Here is a 21,165-nt window from a genome sequence, read left to right as displayed (position 1 = left end):
CCCCAGAGGGAGGCCTATTCTCGTGAGCATGTCGATCCAGAGTCAGAACCAAGAAGGCACTGCCCCTGAGCCGTCGGCCGCGGAGCTCGTCGACGAGACCGTTGCCACGGTGCGCCGCTGGCTCGCCGAGAGCGCCGACGTCGCGACCGACGCGAGCGCGGCCCGCCTCGCCGGGGTGCTGAAGGACCCGCGCGGACTCGACTTCACGATCGGATTCGTCGACAAGGTGGTGCGCCCCGAAGACCTCAAGGTCGCCGCACGCAGCCTCGAGCAGCTGAGCCACCAGATCCCGAAGTTCCTGCCCTGGTACCTGCGCGCCGCGATCGCTCTCGGCGGCGGATTCGCCACACTCTTCCCCTGGATCATCGTGCCGATCGCGCGCCGAGTGCTGCGCAACATGGTCGGCCACCTCGTCATCGACGCGACGCCCGCGCACCTCGACAAGACCCTCGCCACGCTTCGCGAGGGCGGCGTGCGCCTCAATCTCAACCTCCTCGGCGAGGCGGTGCTCGGCGAGGACGAGGCGAACCGCCGTCTCGAGGGAACCCTCGCGCTGCTCAGCCGCGACGACGTCGACTACGTGTCGATCAAGGTGTCGTCGGTGTCGAGCCAGCTGTCGATGTGGGCCTTCGACGAGACCGTCGCCCGCGTCGTGGCCCGCCTCACTCCGCTGTACGAGCTCGCCGCGGCATCCCCCACACCCAAGTTCATCAACCTCGACATGGAGGAGTTCCACGACCTCGACCTCACCGTCGCGGTCTTCGAGAAACTGCTCGAGCAGCCGCAGCTGCACACCCTCGAGGCCGGCATCGTGCTGCAGGCCTATCTGCCCGACGCGCTCTCCGCACTGCAGGGACTCACCGCCTGGGCGACGGAGCGGCGCGCGAACGGCGGCGCCGGCATCAAGGTGCGCGTCGTCAAGGGCGCCAACCTCGCCATGGAGTACGTCGACGCGACGGTACACGGCTGGCCGCTCGCGACCTGGTCGACCAAGGTCGAGACCGACACCAACTACAAGCGTGTGCTCGACTGGGCGTTCACGCCCGAGCACACCGAAGCCGTGCGCATCGGTGTCGCCGGCCACAACCTGTTCGACGTGGCCTTCGCCTGGCTGCTCGCCAAGCAGCGCGGGGTCGACCACCGCATCGAGTTCGAGATGCTGCTCGGCATGGCCACCGGCCAGGCGGAAGCGGTGAAGCGCGACGTCGGCGGGCTGCTCCTCTATACCCCGGTCGTGCACCCCTCCGAGTTCGACTCGGCCATCAGCTACCTGATCCGCCGCCTCGAAGAGAACGCCAGCACCGAGAACTTCATGAGCGCGCTCTTCGAGCTCGCCGGCAACGAGAAGATCTTCGAGCGCGAGCGCAACCGGTTCGTCGCCTCGATCGAGGCGCTCGACCCGGCCGTGCCCGGCTCGCACCGCGTGCAGGACCGCGCCAACCCCGTCGCCTCGCTCGAGCCGGCCTCCGCGCTGCACGAGTTCCAGAACGAGCCCGACACCGACAACTCGATCGCGTCCAACCGCGCGTGGGGCCTGCGCATCCTCGAGCGCAGCGCGACCTCGACGCTCGGCTCCGACACCATCGCCGCGGCGCGCATCGACGACCTCGACACCCTGCTCACCACGGTCGGCGCCACCGTGCACGCGTCCGACACCTGGGTCGCGCTGCCCGTCGAGACCCGCGCCCGCATCCTGCACGACGCCGGCGACGTGCTCGGCGCGTTCCGCGGCCGCCTCATCGAGGTCATGGCGAGCGAGACCGGCAAGACCATCGCCGAGGGCGACGTGGAGGTGAGCGAGGCGGTCGACTTCGCGCACTACTACGCGTCCCGGTCGCTCGACCTCTCCTCCGTCGCCGAGGCGACGTTCACGCCGTCGCGGCTGATCGTGGTCACGCCGCCGTGGAACTTCCCGGTCGCGATCCCCGCCGGCTCGGTGCTCGCCGCGCTCGCCTCGGGCAGCGCCGTGATCATCAAGCCCGCGCCGCAGGCCCGCCGCTCCGCCGCCGTCATGGTGGAGGCGCTCTGGGAGGCCGGCGTTCCCCGCGACGTGCTGAAGCTCGTCGACATCGAAGAGGGCGATCTCGGGCGCGAGCTCGTGTCGCACCCCGCCGTCGACCGCGTCATCCTGACCGGCGGCTACGAGACGGCCGAGCTGTTCCGCTCGTGGCGTCCCGACCTCCCGCTGCTCGCCGAGACCAGCGGCAAGAACGCGATCATCGTCACCCCGAGCGGCGACCTGGATCTCGCCGTCGCCGACGTCGTGAAGAGCGCGTTCGGCCACGCCGGGCAGAAGTGCTCCGCCGCCTCGCTCGTGATCCTGGTCGGGTCGGTCGCGAAGTCCGAGCGTTTCCGCCGCCAGCTGGTCGACTCGGTGCGTACGCTGCGGGTGGGGATTCCGCAGAACCCGCTCAGCCAGATGGGCCCGATCATCGAGCCCGCGCACGGCAAGCTGCTGCGCGCGCTCACCTCGCTCGAAGAGGGACAGTCGTGGCTGGTGAAGCCGGTCGAGCTGTCCGACGACTCCGTTGCCGACGGCCGTCTCTGGTCGCCCGGCGTGCGCGAGGGCGTCGCCCCGGGCAGCGAGTTCCACCGCACCGAGTACTTCGGCCCGGTGCTCGGCATCATGACCGCGGACACGCTCGAGGAGGCCATCGAGCTGCAGAACGCCAGCGCGTACGGTCTCACCGCCGGCATCCACTCGCTCGACCCCCTCGAGGTCGCCACCTGGCTCGACTCGGTCGAAGCGGGCAACGTCTACATCAACCGCGGCATCACCGGCGCGGTCGTGCAGCGCCAGCCCTTCGGCGGCTGGAAGCGGTCCTCCGTCGGCGCGGGCACCAAGGCCGGCGGACCGAACTACCTGATGACGCTCGGCTCGTGGAGCGCGGTCCCGGCCGAGCCGAGCGAGGACCTGCGCCTCGAGGGCCTCGACCGCGAGGTCGCGAGCCTGATCAAGCAGGCCCAGAGCGGACTCGAGTTCCTGGAGTTCGACGCCGTGCGCCGCGCCGCGATGAGCGACGAGGCGGCCTGGCAGCAGGAGTTCGGTACGAGCCGCGACGTTTCGGGCCTCGAGGTGGAGCGCAACGTGTTCCGCTACCTCCCGGTCGCCGTCACCCTGCGTCTCGCCGAGGGTGCGCCGCTCGGCGACCTCGTGCGGCTGCTCGCCGCGGCGACCCGTGCCCGCGCTACCGTCGCGATCAGCTCGGCCGTGCCGCTGCCCGCGACGCTGGTCGAGCGGTTCTCCGGAGCGCTGAGCCCGTTGCGGGTTCTCGGCATCACCATCGAGTCGGATGCCGCGTGGCTCACCCGCGCCGCAGCCGGCGGCATCACGACCGCCCGGGTCCGGCTCGCGGGAGGCGACGCGTCGGCCCTGGCTGCCGCCGTGAAGGGCGCGCCCGACCTCGCGATCTACGCCGGAGAGGTCACCGCCGCCGGCCGCGTCGAGCTGCTGCCATTCCTCCGGGAGCAGGCCGTCAGCCTCACCGCGCACCGCTTCGGCAACCCCGACGCGGCCATGATCGGGCTGGAGCTGTAGGGACCGGTGGTTGAGTAGCGCTGTCGACGGCGCGTATCGAAACCCCCGAAGCTCAACCCGCTTCCTCGCCCGCCGACAGGACGATTCGCACCGTTCGCCCGCTCAACAGGACCCGTTGCGCCGCCGGCGTCTCGTCATCCTGTCGGCGAGCAGGGGAGGCGCGCGCTACTCTCGCAACGCCGCGGTGACCCAGGTCAGAGCGTCATCCGTCGACAGACCCAACTGGCGGATGCGGTCGGCGTACGCCCTCGCGGCCACCTGCGCCTGTTGGGCGGCCGGGTCGCCCTGGGCGCTGACGAAGGATCCGTTGCGGCCGCGGGTTTCGATGAAGCCGTCGCGCTCGAGCTCTCGGTAGCAGCGCGCCACCGTGTTGGGTGCGAGGCCGAGGTCGTCGGCAAGGCGTCGCACCGTCGGGAGCTTCGCTCCGGCGGCGAGTTCGCCACCGCGCACCTGGTCGACGAACTGCAGCCGGAGCTGCTCGAACGGAGGAACCGGCGATTTCGGGTCGATCGTGAGCATCAGACGGCGTCCGCTGCGGCGTCGGCCGTGTCGCTCCAGCGCAGGTTCGGCCAGAGCCGGCGCACGAAATAGCTCTCGGGCTTGATTGCCAGAGAGACGATCGCGGCCGCGACGGCGACCCCGCTGAAAATCCCCGCGAATGCGAGCGAGGTGACGGAGACCAGCGCACTGTCGGCGGTCTCCGCGATTCCGACGACGCCGAAGATGAGGCAGTAGGCGCCCAGAGCGAGCGGCGCCGTGACGAGGGCGCGCAGGGTCGTGGCGCGGACGGCGTCGTCCCAGACCAGCTCGGCGGTGGAGCCGGCGGGTTGCGAGGCGTCCACGACCCGCCGGCCCGCCACCTCGAAGAGGACAAGTGAGAGCGCGCCGGCGATAGCGAAGAAGGCGATCGCGAAGAGGGCGCCGTCGTTGCCGGGGGCAGCGAGCACGGTGCTGGCGAGCAGGGCGACGACCGCCGCAGCGACGACGATTCGTGCCCCGATCCGTTCCAGGGGCGCGAGATAGTCGCGCACCTCGACGGCACCCGACCGCGCGACGCGCGGCTGGTCGGGTGCCACGGACGAGCTGCCGGTCAACGCTGCGACCGCTGTGCCGACGCCGGCGCCGGCGAACGCGGCGCCCGCCAGGTAGAGGCCGGTCAGTGACGACTCGTCGCTCACTCCGAAGCCGGAGGCGAAAGCCGCCGTCGCCGCTGCAGTAAAAGCCAGGCCGCCGATGCTGCCCCCACGCTCGAGAGACATCAGGCGCTTCGTCACGACGCGTTCAAGCCGCACCGGCAGATCGACGCGGATGCGGAGCGAGTAGCGGTAGGCCCGCCAGCGTGCGTAGAAGCGGGTGAACGACGCCGCGAGGGCCGCGACGAGTCCGACGAGTAGGAAGATGCTGATGAACCAGGCTCCACCGTTCATGGAAGTCTCCTTCGTTCGATTGTTTGTGCGTCGTTTGTACCATCGTAGCAATACAAAGATCGAATGTCGAGGATGGCGCCCGCCCAGACTGGTCTGCAAGGGTGGAGTCATGGTTTCCCTCGCCCCGCGCATCAGACTGAACGACGGCCACTCCATCCCCCAGATCGGCCTCGGAACGTGGCCGCTCGACGACGACGAGGTCGCCTCGGTGATCGTCGCCGCCACCGGGCTCGGCTACCGGCACATCGACACCGCCGCCAAGTACGGCAACGAGACCGGCGTCGGCGCCGGTATCGCTGCTTCCGGCCTCGCCCGTGACGAGCTCTTCGTCACGACCAAGCTCGACGGCCAGTTCCAGGGCGACGACCGGGCGCTCGCCGGGCTCGACGCCTCGCTGCAGCGCTTGAAGCTCGACTACGTCGACCTGCTCCTCATCCACTGGCCGCTGCCGGGTCGCGACGAGTACGTGTCCACGTTCCGTACTTTCGCCGCTCTGCAGGAGTCCGGCAAGGCGCGGTCGATCGGCGTCTCGAACTTCAAGCCGGCCCATCTGGAGCGTCTCGTCGCCGAGACCGGCATCACCCCCGCGGTCAACCAGATCGAACTCAACCCCTACGTCGTGCGCGCGGAACAGCGCGCCGCGAACGACCACCTCGGCATCGTGACCGAGTCGTGGAGCCCGCTCGGCCCGAACACCGGGCTGCTCACCGATCCCCGCATCCTCGCGATCGCCGGGGCGCACGACCGCACCCCCGGCCAGATCGTGCTGCGCTGGCACGTGCAGCAGGGGCTCGTTGCGATCCCGAAGAGCCGCACGCCCGAACGTCTCGCCGACAACCTCGAAGTTTTCGACTTCGAACTGACCGCGGACGAGTTGGCTACCATCGCCGAGTTTTCCGAGGGACCGGATGCCGGTGTCGACTCCGACGTCACCGGTCACTGACCGAGGGTGGCCGGGACTCCGATAGAGGCCGCGCGCGAGTCGATCGCGCGAGCCGTCGCGACCCTCGACGCGGCCGGAGTGCCCGACGAGGCGCTCGCCGACTACGTGACGCCGAAGCGTGTGCTCTTCGTGAACCGTGCGCCCGTGATGGTGCCGCGCGGCCGGGTCTGGCCGCTCGGCGTGCTGCTGCTCGACCGGGGCGGCGGACTGCACGCCACCGGTACCATCACGCGGGCGGTGCCGGCCGGGTATCCGGGCTACCAGTCGCCGGGCGTCGAGGTGCGCCGCGGGTACCGGGCCGCCGCGTTCAAAGCGGACTTCGCGGAGGGCGACACCGTCAACTTCGACACGGTTGTCATCGACCTGGAACGGCTGGACGCGGCATCCGCCCCTCTTCTCTTCGACGGCGAGAGGGTGCTGGTTCGATGGAACGCGACTTTCCCCGCGCAGACCCGTGCGCTCGACGTCTATCTGGCCGACCGTGTGAGCCTGCTGGTCGATCCACCGGGGGCGTAGGGGCTGGGGTGTTGGTGGGGGAGTTTCCCCGTTTTCACGCTCCGTAACTGTCTGGTTGGTAACCATAACCATCCGGTTGGTTACTCAGCCGAATCCGCGCGTTCACCGGGGTGCGAAGGCCCCCAATGGGCCCGAGGCACAACGAGAATGCCCCGGCACTCAAACGTGCCGGGGCAGATCAGTAGTGACGGTGTCCTAGTCGTGTGACCGGCTGATCAGTCGCGACAGGACGATGGCGCTGCGGGTGTGATCCACATTCGGCGCGACGCGCACTCGTTCGAGTGCGAGTTCGAGCGAGGCGATGTCGCGGGAGCGCATGTGCACGATGGCGTCGGCCGATCCGGTGACGGTGCCGGCGTCGACGACGTCCGGGATGCCGGACAGGATGCGGCGCAGCTCGTCGGGCGCGACCGTGCCGCGGCAGAAGAGTTCGACATACGCCTCGGTGGAGAGTCCGTCGACCGCGGGATCGACCTGGATGGTGAAGCCGCGGATGACGCCGTCGGAGACGAGCCGGTCGACGCGACGTTTAACGGCGGAAGCCGACAGGCCGATGATGTCGCCGATGTCGCCGTACCCGGCGCGCGCGTTGAGCCGAAGTTGGTCGATGATGCCGTAGTCGAGACTGTCCATCAGCCCAGACTACGGCGAATCGGTGCTTTCACCCGGCCATAGACGGCGAAAAAGTGCGCACTTCGGCGAAAACGTGTCATATGGTGCGTGTGAGACTGGGTTCATGACCCTCATCGAGCCATCCCTGAGCGCCCCGGCGCGTGTCGCGAGCAAGCGCACCGTGCTGATGTGTCGCCCCGAGTTCTTCACCGTCGTCTACCGCATCAACCCGTGGATGGACCCGGCCCTCCCCACCGACACGAGCCTCGCGGTGCGTCAGTGGGAGACCCTCTACAACACCTACCTCGACCTCGGCTTCGACGTGAAGCTCGTCGACCCGATCGACGGCCTGCCGGACATGGTCTACGCGGCCAACGGCGGGTTCGTGCTCGACGGCATCGCCTACGGCGCGAGCTTCACCTACCCGCAGCGCCAGCCCGAGGGACCCGCCTACATGGATTGGTTCGGCGACAACGGCTTCGACGTGCGCGTCCCCGCCAACATCAACGAGGGCGAGGGCGACTTCCTCCTCGTCGGTGACGCGATCCTCGCCGGAACCGGCTTCCGCAGCGCCTCCAACAGCCACGAGGAGATCGGCGAGATCTTCGGCCGCGAGGTCATCACCCTCACGCTGATCAATCCGAGTTTCTACCACCTGGACACCGCGATCGCGGTGCTCGACCCCCAGCCCGGTTTCGAAAACCCGAACATCGCCTACCTGCCCAGCGCGTTCGACGAGCGTTCGCTCGCGATCCTGCGCGAGCGCTACCCCGACGCGATCATCGTCACCGAGGAGGACGCGTCGGTGCTCGGCCTCAACAGCTTCAGCGACGGCCTCAACGTCGTCATCGCCTCGCGGGCGACCGACTTCGAGCGCCAGCTCCGCGAACGCGGCTACAACCCGATCGGCGTCGACCTCTCCGAGCTGCTGCTCGGCGGCGGCGGCGTGAAGTGCTGCACGCTGGAGCTGCGCTCGTGAGCGCGTCGACGGGCGCAGCGACCGCGTCGACGGCGACCGAATACCTCGAGCAGGAAGACCTGCACGCCGCCCACAACTACCACCCGCTCGAAGTCGTCGTCAGCCACGGCGAGGGCGCGTGGGTCACCGACGTGAACGGACGCCGCTACCTCGACTGCCTCGCGGCGTACTCCGCGGTGAACTTCGGCCACGGGCACCCGGCTCTCGTCGCCGCCGCGAAGGAACAGCTCGACCGCATCACCCTGACCAGCCGCGCATTCCACAACGACCAGCTCGGCCCGTTCGTGACCGCGCTCGCCGAGCTCGCCGGCAAAGACATGGTGCTGCCGATGAACACCGGCGCCGAGGCGGTGGAGAGCGGCATCAAGATCGCCCGCGCCTGGGGATACCGGGTCAAGGGAGTGATGCCTGACGAGGCGAAGATCATCGTGGCCGATGGCAACTTCCACGGCCGTACGACGACGATCATCAGCTTCTCGAACGACGAGCAGGCGCGCGCCGACTTCGGCCCGTTCACGCCGGGCTTCGTCAGCGTGCCCTACGGCGACGCCGCGGCGCTCGAGGCCGCGATCGACGAGAACACGGTCGCGGTGCTGATCGAGCCGATCCAGGGCGAGGCGGGCATCGTCGTGCCGCCGGCGTCCTATCTGCCGGCCGTGCGCGAGATCACGACCAAGCACAACGTGCTCTTCATCGCGGACGAGATCCAGTCCGGTCTGGGTCGCACCGGCGCCACGTTCCAGTGCGACAACGCCGGCGTCGTGCCCGATCTGTACCTGCTCGGCAAGGCGCTCGGCGGCGGCATCCTGCCTGTCTCGGCCGTCGTCGGCAACAAGGACATCCTCGGCGTTCTGCGCCCGGGCGAGCACGGCTCGACCTTCGGCGGCAACCCGCTCGCCGCTGCCGTCGGTCTCGCCGTCGTGCGGCTGCTCGCGACCGGCGAGCTGCAGGAGCGAGCGCGACTGCTCGGCGAGCGTCTGCAGTTCGACCTGCGGCGCCTCATCGGCCGCGGTGTCGTCGAGGTGCGCGGAGCCGGACTGTGGGCGGGAGTCGACATCGACCCGACGCTCGCCACCGGTCGCGAGGTGTGCGAACTGCTGATGGCGCGCGGGGTCCTGGTGAAGGACACTCACGGCTCGACCATCCGGTTCGCGCCGCCGATCGTCGCGACGGCGGAGGACCTCGACTTCGCGGTGGCCCAGCTCGACGCGGTGCTCACCGAGCTCGCCGCGGGCTGAGTGCGCGTGAGCTGAGCGGGCCGCGGGCTGTGCGTGCGTGCGTGCGTGGGCTGATCGTGCGTGGTCTGAGTGCGTGTGAGCCGAGCGTGCCGTGGGCTGAGCGTGCGTGGGCTGAGCGTGCCGCGGGCTAAGCGCGTGTGAGCCGAGCGTGCCGCGGGCTGAGCGCGCTTGAGCCGAGCGTGCGTGATCTGAGCGTGTGTGAGCCGAGCGTGCCGCCGGTTTGAGCGTGCCGGCTGAGCCCGTGAGCTGGGCCCGCTTCGGGGCTGAGAGACCCCTAGCCCGGAGGGTAGGGCTACCTGTTTCGGCCCGAACCGATTCAGGTAGCCCACCCGCCAAACACCTCTCGGGTCGGCGGGGCGTTGAGAATTATGCACCAGCGTGGCGCCGATCGGGCTGCGCATCGCCGCGGCTTAGGCTCAATCCATGACCTCGACGTTGCGCACCGGCGAGACCCGGCTACCGAATCCCGGAATCGAGGCGGACCTCGACGCCGCGATGAACGGCGAACTCGACATGAAGTCGTTCCTGGTGCGGTTCGCCGACGCCGCGATCATCGTGCCCTCTGTGGTGGATGTCGCGTCCGACGCCGCGCGATTCCGGCCGCTGCTGTTCGAGCCCGACGGTGAGTCGCTGATGGCGGTATTCACCTCGCGCGACCGCGCCGACCGCTGGGCCGAAGCCGCCCCGTACTCGACGGTCATGCTCGGGCGCCGCATCTTCGAAGATCTTCCCGACGGTGTCGGAATACTCGTGAACCCCGGCTTCGGGCTCGGATTCCAGCTCGCGGCAGCGGGGATCCCCGCGATCGCCGCCGACCTCGACGCATTGCGCGTACCGGGGATCCCCGACCCGAGCGTCGTGCTCGAGCAGGCGATCCTCGACGCGCAGACCGGGCGGACCTCGCCCGAGACGCTGCTCGAGACCCTCGCGCGGTCGCAGGTGTACGTGCTGAGCCACACCGACGACGGCCTCAGTCCGGTCACGTTCCTGCGCGATGGCGAGCCCGGCATCGTCGGCGTCTTCACGCGGCCCGACCACGCGGATCAGTTCACCGAGGGCGTCGAGTTCGCCCTGTACGTAGAGGCCGCGTGGCTCGCCGCGAACCTCGTCGACGGTGTCGGCATCGTGGTGAACCCTGGCACGCCCCACCCCTGGGAGATCTCTCCCGAGGTCGTGGCGGCCATCGCGCGATAGAACCGGCGAACAAGCGGCGGCCAGGCAGCCGCCGACTGGTGATGCCGCGATGATGCCGCAGCTCCGCGACGGTGCGTCACTCGCGCCGCTGCTCCGCGACGGTGCGTCACTCGCGCGGGCACGTGCTCTCCCGCTGTGGGCGTCCGGAGCGGCGCGCCGGCCGCGGCATCCATCACCCCGTCTTTCTCAGCAGGTTCAGTCGGGCGATGCGGGATTTGCCGAGGGGGATCCAGCGCTGGGCGGGGTCGATCCAGGACGGGGCCAGCAGATGCGGTTTTCCGTGGATCATGCGCATCCGGTAGGCGGAGCTGTGGATCATCGTGTGGTGGAAGCGGCAGAGCAGCGCCCCGTTGTCGATGTCGGTGGGGCCGTCGTCGGCCTCCCAGTGGAGCACGTGGTGGGCGTCGCATTCGGCGGGGCGGGCGTGGCAGCCCGGCCAGACGCAGCCGCCGTCGCGGACGAGCATGGCGCGGAGCTGCTGCCAGCTGAAGAGCCGCCTGTGGCGGGAGAGGTAGAGGACCTCGCCGTCGTCGCCGAGGACCTGCGTGGCGTAGCCGGTGGCGCAGACCAGTTGCTGGATCGTTCTCGCGGAGACGGGTTCGTCGATGCCGTCGACCCACCCGACGCCGGTGCCGGCGCGGAGGTCGTCGAGGGTGATGACGGCGGTGACCTGCGCGGTGGAGCGCATTCCGCCGGGTTCGGTGCCGGTGGCGCGGACTCCGGCGGTGAGTAGGCCGGTGAAGACGTCGTACTGGCGCTGCTCGCGGGTGCGGTCGTCGGTCGCGACCTCGGCTTCGAGCGCGGCGAGGTCGTCGACGTCGCCGGGCAAGAGATCGACCTCGTGCGAAGGCTCGTCTCCGTCGGCGAGGAAGCGCGGCCGTCGTGCCGTGAACGCCTCGTCGAACGCCGCCGTGATGAGGGCGGCGGCGAGCGGCTCGAGTTCTCCGCTGAACGGGGTCAGGCCGTCGCGCTCGCGCCCCAGCCGGAAGGCGCGCTTGCGGTAGAGGCGTTCGTCGCGGGGTTCGGCGCCGTCGGGGTCGAGAAACTCCCGCCAGACCCGGGCCTGCACGGCGATGTCGTCGGCGTTGGCGTCGCGGGCCGCGTCGACGAGCTCAGCTTCGGCGGCGGCGACCTGTTCCTCGGTCGCGGTAGCGCGGGCCTGGTCCATGCACTGCACGATGCGGGCGGCGGACTCCACGCCGATCTCTCCGACCGCGAGTGCTTCCGAGATGCGCGGGTAGAGAGGTGGCAGCGCCTGCCCGCCGAACGCCTGGCGGCACCGCGTGGCCTGGCCGAGCTTCAGTCGGCGGGCGGCCTCCGCGTTCGACACCTTGGTCAAGTAGGAGAGGAGCAGCACCGCCTTGCCGTGTCCGAGACGGGAGGCGAGGCCGTCGCCGCCGAGCTCCCGGCGCGACCTCTCCGCGACCTCCCCGGCCGCTGCCGCCCGGACGGCGTCGGCAAGACGGCCCGCGTTCTCGGCCTCGACGGTGAACTCGCACAGCTGCTCGTCTGTCACAGCGGACAGGGGCAGGCCGGCGAGGGCGGTCAGCTCCGTGTGCAGCTGCCGCATTCGCCCGATGGCGTCGCCGATGTCTTCCATGCAGGTATGGTCACACCCACCACCGACATTGGATTATCCCTGATCAGAGCCACTATTTTCTGTGGATGACGCAGCCGAGGGAGCGCCTGTGGAGGACAGGGCGTCGGACAGCGGGGAGGGGGGAGGTGGGAAAAGCGGGGAGGGGAAGGCGCGGGACAGCGGGGAGGGGGAAGGCGCGGGAAAGCAGGGAGGGGGAGGTGTGGGACAGCGAGAGAGGGGGGACGGCGCGGGAAGCGAATGAAGGGGTACGGCGCGGGACGGCGGGGCTGGACAGGCGAGCGGGACGGCTCGGGAAAGTGTGGCCCGGAAGGACGAGCGCGGTACCGTCGACACATGAGCCAGAGCCTCGACGCCGCCGATACCCTCGCCCGATTCCGGGACCGTTTTGTGCGCGACCCCGAGGTCGTCGCGTACCTCGATGGCAACTCGCTGGGACGCCCGCTGGCGGCATCCATCGCCCGTGTCTCTGAATTTATGAGCGGCCAATGGGGCGGCCGGCTCATCCGCGGTTGGGACGAGGGCTGGCTCGACCTCGGGCAGCGGATCGGCGACGACCTCGGCCGCGTCGCGCTCGGCGCAGCGCCGGGGCAGACCACGATCGGCGACTCGACCACCGTGCTGCTCTACAAGCTCGTGCGTGCCGCGGTCGCCGCGCGCCCGGAGCGCAGCGAGATCGTGATCGACCGGGACAACTTCCCGACCGACCGGTATGTGCTCGAGGGTATCGCCGCAGAATGCGGTCTCACCCTGCGCTGGATCGACGCGGGCGACGCCACGGTCGACCGGGTCGCGGCCGTGCTCGGCGAGAAGACCGCGCTCGTGGTGCTCAGTCACGTGGCCTACCGCTCCGGCTACCTGGCCGATGTGCCGGCGATCACCGACCTCGCCCACGAGGCCGGGGCGCTCGTGCTGTGGGACCTCTGCCACTCCGCCGGCGTCGTCCCCACGCGGCTCGACGACTGGGGCGTTGACCTCGCCGTCGGCTGCACCTACAAGTACCTCAACGGCGGCCCGGGATCGCCGGCCTTCGCCTACGTGCGGTCGGAACTGCAGGGCGGCATGCGCCAGCCGATCCAGGGCTGGCTGGGCAGTGGCACCCCCTTCGAGATGGGGCAGGGCTACGTCGCGGCGCCGGGGATCCGCGGAATGCTGAGCGGCACCCCGCCGGTGATCGGCATGCTCGCGATGCGCGACATGATCGCGGCAATCGAGGAGGCCGGCATCGACGCCGTGCGCGTCAAGTCGGTCGCGCTCACCGAATACGCCATCCGGCTCGTCGACGAACTCGTGCCGTCGGCGGTGCTGTCCAGCCCGCGGGCCGCCGCCGAACGCGGAAGCCACATCACGATCGACCACCCGCGGTTCGAGGAGATCATGCCGGCGCTCTGGGAACGCGGCGTCATCCCCGATTTCCGTCGCCCGACCGGCATCCGTCTCGGTCTGTCGCCCCTCTCGACGAGTTTCGACGAGGTGCGCATCGGGGTCGAGGCGATCGCCGAGCTGCTGGGGGAGTAGCGCGGCTGCCAGCGAGCCCGGCCAACAGGACGGATCGGCCGGAACGTCCGCTGGACAGGACGGATCGTGCGCTGGCGGCCGCGCCATCCTGTCGAGCCCCACGCACCAATACAGTGGTGCCATGCCCAGCCTCGTGACCCGCATGACCGCGCGCAACACCGGCGAATCGCACCGCGCGTCGAGTCCGCTCGAACTGCTCTTCGACCTCGTCTTTGTGGTGGCGATCGCACAGGTCGCCGCCCAGCTCGCGCACTCCATCGCGGAGGGCCATGCGCTCGAGACGCTCGGCCCGTACCTCATGGTGTTCTTCGCCATCTGGTGGGCGTGGATGAACTTCACCTGGTTCGCCTCGGCCTACGACACGGACGACGTGCCCTACCGGATGGCGGTGCTGGTGCAGATGGCCGGGGTGCTGATCCTCGCGGCCGGGGTTCCGACGGCCTTCGCGGGCGAGGGCTTCGGCGCCGTCACCGTCGGCTACCTCGTGATGCGTGTCGGGCTCGTGGCGCTCTGGATCCGCGCCGGGGTGCAGCACCCCGAGGGGAGGGCGACGGCGTTCCGGTACGCGGCGGCGATCTCCGTGGTGCAGGCGCTCTGGATCGCCCGGCTCGCCCTGCCCGACGGCGGGCCATGGTGGCTCTTCGTGGTCATCGCGGTGCTCGACCTCTCAGTGCCGCTCTGGGCCGAACGCACCGGCAGCACGGCCTGGCACCCGCACCACATCGCCGAGCGCTACGGCCTGTTCACGATCATCGTGCTGGGCGAGAGCGTGCTCGCGTCGACGGTCGGCGTGCAGGAGGCGCTCGCCGAGACCGGGTTGAGCGCCGAGCTCATCGTCGTCGCGCTCGCCGGTCTCGTGCTGCTCTTCGTGCTCTGGTGGCTGTACTTCTCCGAGCCGGCCGGCGATGGGCTGGAACGCCGCCGCGATCTGTCGTTCGTCTGGGGCTACGGGCACTACGTGGTCTTCGCAGCGCTCGCCGCGGTGGGAGCCGGGCTCGAGGTCGCCGTCCAGACGGTCGGCGGCGAGGCGCACGCCGAGCCGCAGGCGGTGGCCTTCGCTGTCGCGATCCCCGTGGCGATCGTGCTCGTGATGATCTGGGCGGTGCACGCTCCGATCGTCGACCGCGTAGTGATCAACCCGGTCGCGATCGTCGCCGCAGCGGTACTGGTCGTGCTCGCGCCGCTGGCAACCCCGGCTCTCGGCATAGCCGGAGCGATCGTCGCGATCGTCGCGGTGCTCGTGGCCCTGCTCGCGTTCACGCTGGCGCGGCCGGGCGCGAGAGTCAGCACCCGCTAGTCAGCGAGCGTGCCGCTCCAGCAGCGGCCGCATCCGGTTCGGCACGATCTCGGCCATCGCGAGGGCGGTGCTCGATCGCGTGACGCCGTCGATTTCGAGGATGCCGGTGGTGAGCCGGTAGAGGTGGGCGGGGTCGCGCGCCACAACCCGGGCCTGCAGGTCGCCCTCGCCGGTGATCGCGAGGATCTCGACGATCTCGGGGATGGCGGTGAGGGCCGCGATCCTCGCGTCGGCGTTGCTCTGGGTGATCGACAGGCGCAGGAACGCGGTCAGCCCGTAGCCGAGCGACGCCGGATTGACCCGCTGGCTGGGGCTGCCGAGCAGGTCGCGCTCGACCAGTTTGCGCAAACGGGCGTGCACCGTATTGCGCGCGATGCCCAGCGCGCGCGACAGGGAGAGCGTCGTCGCTTCTGGCTCGTCGTCGAGGGCGAGGAGGATGCGGGCGTCGGTGGCATCGATGTTGGGCATAGTGCATCATATCGGCACGCTCGCCATGCCAAATAAAGCACAGTGCGCAACGAAATGCCCTGTGTTGCGCAGGATGCGCGACCACCCGATCCTTGAGCAATGACCGAATATCTGCGCCGCGTCGCACCCCGCCACCGTCCCACCGTGGCCGTCGTCGGCGTGGGCGCGATCGGCACCGTCGTGGCCGACGCGCTGAGCGCGCGCGCCGACGTCACCCTGTGCCGCCGCGGGCCGTCCGCACCCATGGCGATCGACGTCAGCGGCGACCTGCACCGGGTGGATGCGGCAGTCGCCGCGACTCCCGACGGCCTCGGCCCGGTCGACTGGGTCGTCGTCACCGTCAAAGCGCAAGACACCCGCGACATCGGCCCGTGGCTCGACGCGCTGGTCGGACCCGCCACCACCGTCGTGATGCTGCAGAACGGTATCGGCCACGCGGAGCGCGTGAGCGAGTGGGTGCCCGCCGAGCGTGTGCTGCCCGGCATCGTCTACATCGCCGCCGAGAAAATCGAGCGCGACCTGGTGGTCTGCCGCGATCTCGGGGCGCTCGCCGTCGCGACGGGCCCGGCCGCGTCATCCTTCGCCGCCCTCGTCGACCCCCGTCTCTCGGTTCGACTGGTCGACGACTTCGTCACCGAGTCGTGGACGAAGCTCGTGATGAACTCCGCGCTCAACACCCTGACCGCGCTGACCGACCGCACCATGGAGGTCACCGCCGACCCGGCCGTGCGTCCGCTGTTCCGCGCGCTGCTCGCCGAGGGTGTCGCGGTCGCGACCGCCGAGGGCGCACGACTGCCCGAGGGTGCCGCCGAGCTGTTCCTCGCCCGCATGGACGGACTGCCCCGCAACAGCGCCACCTCGATGCTGCTCGACCGTCGCGCCGGACGCCCGCTCGAGCACAACTACCTGACCGGTGCCGTGCTCGCCGCCGCCGCGCTCTCCGGCGTCGCCGCGCCGACCGTCGCCCTCGTGCACGGGCTCGTCGACGCGCTGGACAACCGCGAGCTCCGCCTCGCCCTGGCGCGCGAGCTCGAGGAGCTCGTCGCGGCCTGACGCACGACGCCCGCCGGGCGTAAGTTGGGGAGCGTGACAGTTCTCGACGCCGACCTGCTGGCCCGCATCCGTTCCCGCGCGGCGGGGTACGACCGCGACAACATCTTCTTCACCGAGGATCTCGACGAGCTCCGTGCCGCCGGCTATCTCGAATCGCGCCCGCTGCTCGAGGTGGCCCGCGACCAACGGCTGCTCGCCGCCCACGCCCCGGCGACCGCCCTCGGCATCAACATGCACCTCGTCGTGGTCGGCATCGCGCGCGTACTGCGCGAGCGGGGCGACTCCTCACTCGACTGGATCATCGACGAGGCGGCCGCCGGCGAGCTGTTCGCGTTCGGCAACAGCGAGGCGGGCAACGACCAGGTCATGTTCGACTCGCGCACCGTCGCCGCACCCCAGGCCGACGGCTCCTACCTGTTCACCGGCACCAAGATCTTCACGTCGCTGTCGCCCGCCTGGACCCGTCTCGCCGTCTTCGGCCGAGACGATACGGATGCCGCGTCCCCGACTCTCGTGCACGGCGTGATCGAGCGCGGCACGCCGGGCCACCGCGCTCTCGGCGACTGGAACCCGCTCGGCATGCGCGCGACGCAGAGCTACACGACGCTGCTCGAGGGCGCCCGGGTCGCGCCCGACCGCATCACGCGCGTCCTCCCGGTCGGCCCGGTCAACGATCCGTACATCTTCGGCCTGTTCGCGAACTTCCTGCTGCTGGTCTCCAGCGTGTACGCCGGCATCGGCGACCGTGCTCTCGAGCTCGGAGTCGCGGCCGCGGCATCCCGCACCTCGATGAAGACGGGGCTCGCCTACTCGCAGGACCCGGATATCCGCTGGCGTCTCGCCGACGCGGCCATCGCGCTCGATTCGCTCGGCCCGCAGATCGAGTCGCTCGCCGGGGACGTCGACGGGCTGGGCGACCACGGGTCGGCCTGGTTCCGGCTGCTGGTCGGCACCAAGACCAGGGCGGTGGATGTCGCGAGGAGCGTCGTCGACGCGGCGATCCGGGTGTCGGGCGGCTCGTCGTACGGGGCCGACACCGAGCTGTCGCGGCTGTACCGGGACGCGCTCGCCGGACTGTTCCACCCGAGCGACCCGGAGTCGGCGCACGCGACGGTCGCGACGAACCTGCTCGGCCCGGTGGACGGCGGTCGCTGAGCTTGTCGAAGCGCCCGTCGCAACCAGGAGCCGACCCTCAGTCGCAGGCTCCTTCGGCGCTGGGGTCGCACAATCGCTGGCGCGATTGTCTATAGCTCCACCGCGCACGTATCGTCAATAGGCGCCACTTCCGGCCGCCCGCACCACCTACGGAGGAATCGTGGCTCTGCCCTGGACGCTGCACGGCGATGGAAAAAATGTCGGAGCGACGGAGATCGTCGCCCCCGAGGAGCGCCTCAGCTGGCTGCGCACGATCGGCTTCGGTAGCCAGCACGTCGTCGCGATGTTCGGCGCGACCTTCCTCGTGCCGCTCATCACCGGGTTCCCGCCGGCCACCACGCTGCTGTTCTCCGGAATCGGCACGCTGCTCTTCCTGATCATCACCGCCAACCGCCTGCCGAGCTACCTCGGGTCGTCGTTCGCGTTCCTCGCGCCGATCGGCGCGGCCACCGCGTCGGGCGGCCCGTCCGTCGCGCTCGGCGGCATCATCGTGGTCGGCGCCCTGCTCGCCGTGATCGGCGTGGTCGTGCACCTCACCGGAACCCGCTGGATCGACGTCGTGCTGCCGCCCGTCGTCAGCGGTGCGATCGTCGCGCTCATCGGGTTCAACCTCGCTCCCGCCGCGAAGAACAACTTCGCCGAGTCGCCCGTCGTCGCCCTCATCACGCTGCTCGCGATCATCGTGGCCGCGGTGTTCTTCCGCGGCTTCCTGGGCCGCCTCTCAATCATCATCGGCGTCGTGGTCGGCTACATCGCCGCGGCGATCGCGGGCCAGGTCGACTTCAGCAAGGTCGGCGACGCTGCCTGGGTCGGGCTTCCCCGGTTCACCGCCCCGTCGTTCTCCGCCGACGATTTCGGCGTCTATCTGATGTTCCTCCCGGTCGTGCTCGCGCTCGTCGCCGAGAACGTCGGACACATCAAGGGTGTCGGCCAGCTGACCCACCGCAACCTCGACGACCTCACCGGCCGTGCCCTCTTCGCCGACGGCCTCGCCACGGTGCTCTCCGCCTTCGGCGGCGGATCGCCCACCACGACCTACGGCGAGAACATCGGCGTGATGGCCGCGACCCGCGTCTTCTCGACCGCCGCGTACTGGGTCGCCGGAATCGTCGCGATCCTGCTCGGCCTCTCGCCCAAGTTCGGCGAGATCATCAACACGGTTCCCGCCGGCGTGCTCGGCGGCGTGACCACCGCGCTCTACGGCCTCATCGGGATCATCGGCGTGCGCATCTGGGTCGAGAACAAGGTCGACTTCAGCAAGCCGAAGAACCAGCTCACCGCGGGCGTGGCGCTCATCATGGGCATCGCCGACTTCACGATCAACCTCGGCCAGCTCACCTTCTCGGGCATCGTGCTCGGCACGGTCGCGGCGATCGTGGTCTACCACCTGATGAGCGGCATCGCGAGGCTGCGCGGCACCGACAACTAGCGCGCAACCGGTGGTTGAGGAGGGCCGTCTGCGGCCCGTATCGACACCGGGCCCATGTTCGTAACTCAGGCTGTTTCGAGGGCGGATGTCGCTGACCCGCGGATTCTCGCGGCTGCGACATCCGCCTCTCGGGTTCTGGCCTGAATTACGAACGTGCGAAGGGGTTGTCGGGGCTCAGCGCTGCCGCGGCACCAGGCGCTCGAGCTGGGTCACGTGGCGGGGCTCCAGCTCGTCGAGGCTCTTCACGCCGAGCAACCGCATGGTGCGGGCGATCTGGTCGGCCAGGATCTCGATCGTGCGGTCGACGCCCTCGCGCCCGCCCGCCATCAGGCCGTAGAGGTACGCGCGTCCGATGAGCGTGAACCTCGCACCGAGCGCGACCGACGCGACGATGTCCGCGCCGGACATGATGCCCGTGTCGAGGTGCACCTCGGTGTCCTTGCCGACCTCGCGCACGACGTCCGGCAGCAGGTGGAACGGGATCGGGGCGCGGTCGAGCTGTCGCCCGCCGTGGTTCGAGAGCGTGATGCCGTCGACTCCCATCGATGCCAGCTTCTTCGCGTCATCCACATTCTGCACGCCCTTGACGACCAGTTTGCCGGGCCACTGTTCCTTGATCCAGGCGAGGTCCTCGAAGGTGACGGTGGGGTCGAACATCGAGTCGAGCAGTTCGCCGACGGTGCCGCTCCAGCGGTCGAGCGACGCGAAGGCGAGGGGTTCGGTGGTGAGGAAGTTGATCCACCACTCGGGCCGGGGGATCGCGTTGACGACCGTGCCCACGGTGAGCTGCGGCGGGATCGAGAAGCCGTTGCGCTTGTCCCGCAGGCGCGCGCCGGCGACCGGCACGTCGACCGTGACGAGCAGCGTGTCGAAGCCGGCCTTCGCGGCCCGGTCGACGAGCGCCATCGAGCGGTCGCGGTCCTTCCACATGTAGAGCTGGAACCAGTTGCGTCCGTCGGGGTTCGCGGCCTTCACGTCTTCGATGGCCGTCGTTCCCATGGTCGAGAGCGAGAACGGGATGCCGGCGGCGGCGGCTGCTCCGGCGCCGGCGATTTCGCCCTCGGTCTGCATCATGCGGGTGAACCCCGTGGGGGCGATGCCGAACGGCAGGGCGACCCGGCCGCCGAGCACCTCGCTCGACATGTCGACCGTCGAGACGTCGCGCAGGATCGACGGCGTGAACTCGATGTCCTCGAACGCCTGGCGCGCGCGCTTCAGGCTGATCTCGGCCTCGGCGGCGCCCTCGGTGTAGTCGAACGCGGCCTTGGGCGTGCGGCGCTGCGCGATATCGCGCAGGTCGGCGATCGTGAGCGCGCTCTGCAGGCGGCGCTTCTTGGCGTTGAGCTCCGGGGTCTTGAAGTTCATCAACGGACGGAGGTCTTTGTATTTCGGGATTCTGCGCTGAACCATGGTGTCGCTTTCTAGTGGGGGGTCGTGTCGAATCGGTCGAGGAGACGGTCGCGCGAGCCGGCGATGTGCTCGCGGGTGAGGCGGGCGGCGAGGTCGGCGTCGCCCGCGGTCACGGCGTCGAGGATGCCCTGGTGCTGCGCCCCGACCTCCGCCGCGGTGAGCAGGCGGCCGGCCTGCACCTGTCCGATGCAGAGCTCGATCTCGCCGAGCAGCCCCGCGTGCATGCGCGCGAGCCGCGGACTGGGCTGGCCGGCGACGAGCGCGCGGTGGAACTCGATGTCGTGCTGCGCGAAGTCGGCGTCGGCGAGCAGGGCGCGGTGGGCGGCGAGGGCCTCGGCGGGCAGCGTGCCGCCGGTCGCGAGGGCGCCGACGGCCGCGCTCTCGACGATGGCGCGGGCGTCGAACAGGTCGACGATGTCGGCGCGGCTCAGCAGCGGCACGCGCGCTGTCTGGTGCCGCTCGCGCCGCAGCAGCCCCTCGGTGACGAGCTTCTCGATCGCGGTCTTGGCCGTGGGACGCGCGACGCCGTACCGCAGTGCGACGGCCGACTCGGTGACCGAGGCGCCCGGGGCGATCTGCTGGCTGATGACCGCCGACCGAAGCTCCGAGTACACGGCGTCGGGCAGAACAGTGGATGCCGCATCCGTCGTCATCGGAACTCCTTCGTTATTGTCAGACAAGGTAGCAGATTGTCTGACAATCGAGAAGAGCGGTGGTTGAGTAGGCCGCCCGCGGCCGTATCGAAACCTGCGAGGCGCGATCGTGGTTTCGATACGCGGGCTCCTCCGTCG

At 70.0% G+C, this 21,165-nt stretch carries 18 protein-coding genes; 11 read left to right on the top strand and 7 right to left on the bottom strand.

What is annotated here, in order from left to right; all coding sequences use genetic code 11:
* The first annotated feature begins 28 nt into the window (after positions 1 to 28).
* Positions 29 to 3,538, top strand: coding sequence for a bifunctional proline dehydrogenase/L-glutamate gamma-semialdehyde dehydrogenase (locus HD599_RS15955; protein WP_184239388.1), 3,510 nt, complete (start codon positions 29 to 31; stop codon positions 3,536 to 3,538).
* 165 nt (positions 3,539 to 3,703) lie between these two features.
* On the opposite strand, the gene HD599_RS15950 is transcribed toward HD599_RS15955, so the two are convergent.
* Both HD599_RS15950 and HD599_RS15945 read right to left on the bottom strand, forming a co-directional pair.
* Positions 3,704 to 4,057, bottom strand: a complete 354-nt coding sequence (locus HD599_RS15950; RefSeq protein ID WP_184239386.1) for a GntR family transcriptional regulator — start codon at positions 4,055 to 4,057, stop codon at positions 3,704 to 3,706.
* A complete protein-coding gene (locus HD599_RS15945) occupies positions 4,057 to 4,965 on the bottom strand; it encodes a hypothetical protein (protein ID WP_184239384.1) in 909 nt (302 codons plus the stop codon). Before HD599_RS15945 ends, HD599_RS15950 begins: the two co-directional genes overlap by 1 nt.
* 109 nt (positions 4,966 to 5,074) lie before the next feature.
* Between HD599_RS15945 and HD599_RS15940 the strand changes: the two genes are divergently transcribed.
* Both HD599_RS15940 and HD599_RS15935 read left to right on the top strand, forming a co-directional pair.
* Positions 5,075 to 5,908, top strand: coding sequence for an aldo/keto reductase (locus HD599_RS15940; protein ID WP_184239382.1), 834 nt, complete (start codon positions 5,075 to 5,077; stop codon positions 5,906 to 5,908).
* 6 nt (positions 5,909 to 5,914) lie between these two features.
* The gene (locus HD599_RS15935; RefSeq protein ID WP_184239379.1) at positions 5,915 to 6,424 is read left to right on the top strand and encodes a hypothetical protein; all 510 of its coding nucleotides are present in this window, start codon (positions 5,915 to 5,917) and stop codon (positions 6,422 to 6,424) included.
* Between the two features lie 195 nt (positions 6,425 to 6,619).
* Here HD599_RS15935 and HD599_RS15930 read toward each other — a convergent pair whose 3' ends face one another.
* Positions 6,620 to 7,057 carry an Lrp/AsnC family transcriptional regulator gene (locus HD599_RS15930; RefSeq protein WP_184239377.1) on the bottom strand — a complete coding sequence of 146 codons (438 nt, stop codon included), beginning with the start codon at positions 7,055 to 7,057 and terminating at the stop codon, positions 6,620 to 6,622.
* Positions 7,058 to 7,160: 103 nt separating this feature from the next.
* On the opposite strand from HD599_RS15930, the gene ddaH reads away from it, so the two are divergent.
* From ddaH to HD599_RS15915, 3 genes are all read left to right on the top strand, one after another.
* Positions 7,161 to 8,015 carry a dimethylargininase gene (gene ddaH, locus HD599_RS15925; RefSeq protein ID WP_184239375.1) on the top strand — a complete coding sequence of 285 codons (855 nt, stop codon included), beginning with the start codon at positions 7,161 to 7,163 and terminating at the stop codon, positions 8,013 to 8,015.
* Positions 8,012 to 9,253 carry an ornithine--oxo-acid transaminase gene (rocD, locus tag HD599_RS15920; protein WP_184239373.1) on the top strand — a complete coding sequence of 414 codons (1,242 nt, stop codon included), beginning with the start codon at positions 8,012 to 8,014 and terminating at the stop codon, positions 9,251 to 9,253. The genes ddaH and rocD overlap by 4 nt, the downstream gene beginning before the upstream one ends.
* A 423-nt stretch (positions 9,254 to 9,676) precedes the next feature.
* Positions 9,677 to 10,447 carry an SseB family protein gene (locus tag HD599_RS15915; RefSeq protein WP_184239370.1) on the top strand — a complete coding sequence of 257 codons (771 nt, stop codon included), beginning with the start codon at positions 9,677 to 9,679 and terminating at the stop codon, positions 10,445 to 10,447.
* Positions 10,448 to 10,619: 172 nt separating this feature from the next.
* Here the strand turns inward: HD599_RS15915 and HD599_RS15910 are convergent, their stop codons facing one another.
* Positions 10,620 to 12,047: an HNH endonuclease signature motif containing protein gene (locus tag HD599_RS15910; RefSeq protein WP_184239368.1), complete on the bottom strand. Its 1,428-nt coding sequence runs from the start codon at positions 12,045 to 12,047 to the stop codon at positions 10,620 to 10,622.
* Positions 12,048 to 12,380: 333 nt separating this feature from the next.
* Between HD599_RS15910 and HD599_RS15905 the strand changes: the two genes are divergently transcribed.
* Complete coding sequence (locus HD599_RS15905; RefSeq protein WP_184239366.1) at positions 12,381 to 13,562, top strand: kynureninase; 1,182 nt, start codon at positions 12,381 to 12,383, stop codon at positions 13,560 to 13,562.
* A gap of 121 nt (positions 13,563 to 13,683) precedes the next feature.
* Positions 13,684 to 14,859: a low temperature requirement protein A gene (locus HD599_RS15900; protein WP_221420532.1), complete on the top strand. Its 1,176-nt coding sequence runs from the start codon at positions 13,684 to 13,686 to the stop codon at positions 14,857 to 14,859.
* On the opposite strand, the gene HD599_RS15895 is transcribed toward HD599_RS15900, so the two are convergent.
* Positions 14,860 to 15,327, bottom strand: a complete 468-nt coding sequence (locus HD599_RS15895; protein ID WP_184239365.1) for an Lrp/AsnC family transcriptional regulator — start codon at positions 15,325 to 15,327, stop codon at positions 14,860 to 14,862.
* 99 nt (positions 15,328 to 15,426) lie between these two features.
* On the opposite strand from HD599_RS15895, the gene HD599_RS15890 reads away from it, so the two are divergent.
* From HD599_RS15890 to HD599_RS15880, 3 genes are all read left to right on the top strand, one after another.
* Positions 15,427 to 16,380: a ketopantoate reductase family protein gene (locus HD599_RS15890; RefSeq protein WP_184239363.1), complete on the top strand. Its 954-nt coding sequence runs from the start codon at positions 15,427 to 15,429 to the stop codon at positions 16,378 to 16,380.
* A gap of 24 nt (positions 16,381 to 16,404) precedes the next feature.
* Positions 16,405 to 17,535, top strand: coding sequence for an acyl-CoA dehydrogenase family protein (locus HD599_RS15885; protein WP_221420531.1), 1,131 nt, complete (start codon positions 16,405 to 16,407; stop codon positions 17,533 to 17,535).
* A 160-nt stretch (positions 17,536 to 17,695) separates the two neighbouring features.
* Positions 17,696 to 18,964, top strand: coding sequence for a solute carrier family 23 protein (locus HD599_RS15880; RefSeq protein WP_184239359.1), 1,269 nt, complete (start codon positions 17,696 to 17,698; stop codon positions 18,962 to 18,964).
* Positions 18,965 to 19,138: 174 nt separating this feature from the next.
* Here the strand turns inward: HD599_RS15880 and HD599_RS15875 are convergent, their stop codons facing one another.
* Together HD599_RS15875 and HD599_RS15870 are read right to left on the bottom strand one after the other, a co-directional pair.
* Entirely contained in the window at positions 19,139 to 20,374 is a 1,236-nt protein-coding gene (locus tag HD599_RS15875) for an alpha-hydroxy acid oxidase (protein ID WP_184239357.1), read from the bottom strand.
* A gap of 11 nt (positions 20,375 to 20,385) precedes the next feature.
* A complete protein-coding gene (locus tag HD599_RS15870; RefSeq protein WP_246376213.1) occupies positions 20,386 to 21,054 on the bottom strand; it encodes a GntR family transcriptional regulator in 669 nt (222 codons plus the stop codon).
* Between the last annotated feature and the right edge of the window lie 111 nt (positions 21,055 to 21,165).

This window comes from Conyzicola lurida (assembly GCF_014204935.1).
GTDB lineage: Bacteria > Actinomycetota > Actinomycetes > Actinomycetales > Microbacteriaceae > Conyzicola > Conyzicola lurida.
The sequence above is the reverse complement of the archived record's forward strand: the minus strand, read 5'-3'. Positions and strand labels throughout refer to the sequence as shown.

Excerpts from the sequence above, each read along its gene's own strand:
- HD599_RS15895 (WP_184239365.1), bottom strand. The coding sequence starts at position 15,327 with ATGCCCAACATCGATGCCACCGACGCCCGCATCCTCCTCGCCCTCGAC.
- HD599_RS15890 (WP_184239363.1), top strand. The coding sequence starts at position 15,427 with ATGACCGAATATCTGCGCCGCGTCGCACCCCGCCACCGTCCCACCGTG.
- HD599_RS15950 (WP_184239386.1), bottom strand. The coding sequence starts at position 4,057 with ATGCTCACGATCGACCCGAAATCGCCGGTTCCTCCGTTCGAGCAGCTC.
- HD599_RS15945 (WP_184239384.1), bottom strand. The coding sequence starts at position 4,965 with ATGAACGGTGGAGCCTGGTTCATCAGCATCTTCCTACTCGTCGGACTC.
- HD599_RS15900 (WP_221420532.1), top strand. The coding sequence starts at position 13,684 with ATGCCCAGCCTCGTGACCCGCATGACCGCGCGCAACACCGGCGAATCG.
- HD599_RS15910 (WP_184239368.1), bottom strand. The coding sequence starts at position 12,047 with ATGGAAGACATCGGCGACGCCATCGGGCGAATGCGGCAGCTGCACACG.
- HD599_RS15915 (WP_184239370.1), top strand. The coding sequence starts at position 9,677 with ATGACCTCGACGTTGCGCACCGGCGAGACCCGGCTACCGAATCCCGGA.
- ddaH (WP_184239375.1), top strand. The coding sequence starts at position 7,161 with ATGACCCTCATCGAGCCATCCCTGAGCGCCCCGGCGCGTGTCGCGAGC.
- HD599_RS15940 (WP_184239382.1), top strand. The coding sequence starts at position 5,075 with ATGGTTTCCCTCGCCCCGCGCATCAGACTGAACGACGGCCACTCCATC.
- HD599_RS15955 (WP_184239388.1), top strand. The coding sequence starts at position 29 with ATGTCGATCCAGAGTCAGAACCAAGAAGGCACTGCCCCTGAGCCGTCG.
- HD599_RS15930 (WP_184239377.1), bottom strand. The coding sequence starts at position 7,057 with ATGGACAGTCTCGACTACGGCATCATCGACCAACTTCGGCTCAACGCG.
- HD599_RS15875 (WP_184239357.1), bottom strand. The coding sequence starts at position 20,374 with ATGGTTCAGCGCAGAATCCCGAAATACAAAGACCTCCGTCCGTTGATG.
- HD599_RS15905 (WP_184239366.1), top strand. The coding sequence starts at position 12,381 with ATGAGCCAGAGCCTCGACGCCGCCGATACCCTCGCCCGATTCCGGGAC.